This is a genomic window from Sphingomonas sp. (genome assembly GCF_031426035.1).
Lineage (GTDB): Bacteria > Pseudomonadota > Alphaproteobacteria > Sphingomonadales > Sphingomonadaceae > Sphingomicrobium.
Genome location: NZ_JANPKO010000085.1, coordinates 1 through 1,775, shown reverse-complemented (window position 1 = coordinate 1,775; position 1,775 = coordinate 1). Strand labels below are relative to the sequence as shown.

At 68.1% G+C, this 1,775-nt stretch carries 4 protein-coding genes; all 4 read right to left on the bottom strand.

Annotated features, from left to right (window positions below; all coding sequences use genetic code 11):
- Positions 1–876: twin-arginine translocase subunit TatC (gene tatC, locus RMP08_RS05855; RefSeq protein ID WP_409049774.1), on the bottom strand; the 876-nt coding region annotated here is incomplete at its 3' end.
- A complete protein-coding gene (tatB, locus tag RMP08_RS05850; RefSeq protein WP_310468059.1) occupies positions 873–1,202 on the bottom strand; it encodes a Sec-independent protein translocase protein TatB in 330 nt (109 codons plus the stop codon). The genes tatC and tatB, both read right to left, overlap by 4 nt.
- 12 nt (positions 1,203–1,214) lie before the next feature.
- Entirely contained in the window at positions 1,215–1,499 is a 285-nt protein-coding gene (locus tag RMP08_RS05845) for a twin-arginine translocase TatA/TatE family subunit (RefSeq protein WP_310468058.1), read from the bottom strand.
- A 33-nt stretch (positions 1,500–1,532) separates the two neighbouring features.
- Positions 1,533–1,775: SMC-Scp complex subunit ScpB (locus RMP08_RS05840; RefSeq protein WP_310468057.1), on the bottom strand; the 243-nt coding region annotated here is incomplete at its 5' end.

Below are 1,775 nucleotides of genomic sequence, written 5' to 3'. Positions count from 1 at the left end.
CGCTATCCGATTACATGGGCCCGGAACCGCCAACCCTCCCCCCCCCGGTGGCGCTTCCGGGCCCTCACTTGTCCGGGCCCCCTCCACCGAATTGTCCGAATTGTCCGCTGCCTCGGTTTGCGCGGCCGCCGCGTCGCGCTTGCCGCGCCGCCAGTGAGTCAGGCGGATGGCGAGGATGGCGAATTCATAGAGCGCGTAGAGCGGCACCAGCAGCATCAGCTGCGACACCACGTCGGGCGGGGTCAGCACCGCCGAGATGACCGCCGCGCCGACCACCGCATAGCGCCGCGAGCGGCTCAACTGCTCGCGCGTGACGAACCCCGCGCGCTCGACGATCATCAGCAGGATGGGGAGCAGGAACGCGACCCCGAACCCGAACAGGAATCGCGTGCAAAAACTCAAATAATTGCCGACCCCGGGCAGCGCCTCCTGCTCGACCCCCGCGATGGTGCCCTCGAAGCTGAGCAGGAAATGCAGCGCCCACGGCATCGCGAGGAAATAAGCGAACGCCGCGCCGCCGAGGAAAAACAGCGGGGTCAGCAGCAGGAACGGCAGCAGCGCGCCTTTCTCTTTGGCGTACAGCCCCGGCGCGACGAATTTCCACAGCTGGGTGGCGATCACCGGGAAGGTCACCATCAGCGCCGCGAACAGCGCCACCTTCACCTCGACGAAAAACGCCTCGAACACGTCGGTGAAGATGAGCTTGCCCTGCCCCGCCGCGAGCAAAGGCTGGACCAGCACGCCGAAGATCGGGCGCGCGAAATAGAGGCACACCACGAACGCCACGACCAGCGCGGCGAGCACCACGAGCAGGCGCTTGCGCAGCTCGATCAAATGGTCGAGCAGCGGTGCCTTGGTTTCGTCGAGGTCCTTCACGGCAGCGGCCGTTCGGCCGGCGGGCGCTCGTCGGGCGGCTCGAGCGGCAGCGGCGGCTCGCTCGGGTCGGCGATCAGCGCCGGCGGGGTGGCGGGGAATTCGCGCATGATCCGCTCATTCTCCTCGCGCCACTTTTTCTCCATTTCCTCCAGCTCGGCCTCGCGCACCATCGCTTCCAGCCCGGCGTTGAAGTGGCGCGCCATCCCGCGCACCTTGCCGATCCAGCGGCCGGCGGTGCGCAAGGCCTGGGGCAAGTCCTTGGGCCCGATGAACAGCAGCGCCGCGACCGCGATCAGCAGCAGCTCGGTGGAATCGACGCCGAACATCGGCGCGTCCGCTTAGGGGCGCGGCGGGGTGTCGCCCGCCGGTGGCGGCGGAGCCGGATCGGCGGTCTGCCGCGGCTCGGGCTTCAAGTCGATCGGCTCGTCGCGGGTCAGCGGCCGCGGCGCCGCCGGGCGCGCGTCGGCCCGCCGCGCCGGATTATCCTCGTCGGCCATGCCCTGCTTGAAGCTTTTGAGGCCTTTGCCGATGTCGCCCATCATGTCCGAAATCCGCCCGCGCCCGAACAGCAGCATGACGAGGATGATGACGACGAGCCAATGCCAGAGGCTGAACCCACCCATGCGAATACTCCAAATGACGTCTTGCCGCGGCTTCTAGTCTTCCTCGCCGTCGCTTTCCAGTTGCAGTTGGAAGATGCCCTCGTCGAGCGGGTCGAGCAGCCCGGCGGCCTTGAGGTCGTCGATCCCCGGCAAATCCTTGCGTGAGGCCAGGCCGAAGTGGGACAGGAACTCGGGCGTGGTGGCGTAGAGCAACGGCCGACCGGGCCCGTCGCGGCGCCCGGCGGTGCGGATCCAGCCCGCCTCCATCAGCACGTCGAGCGTGCCCTTGGAGATCTG

Coding starts and splice junctions, on each gene's coding strand:
- tatB (WP_310468059.1), bottom strand. CDS start 1,202: ATGTTCGGCGTCGATTCCACCGAGCTGCTGCTGATCGCGGTCGCGGCG.
- RMP08_RS05845 (WP_310468058.1), bottom strand. CDS start 1,499: ATGGGTGGGTTCAGCCTCTGGCATTGGCTCGTCGTCATCATCCTCGTC.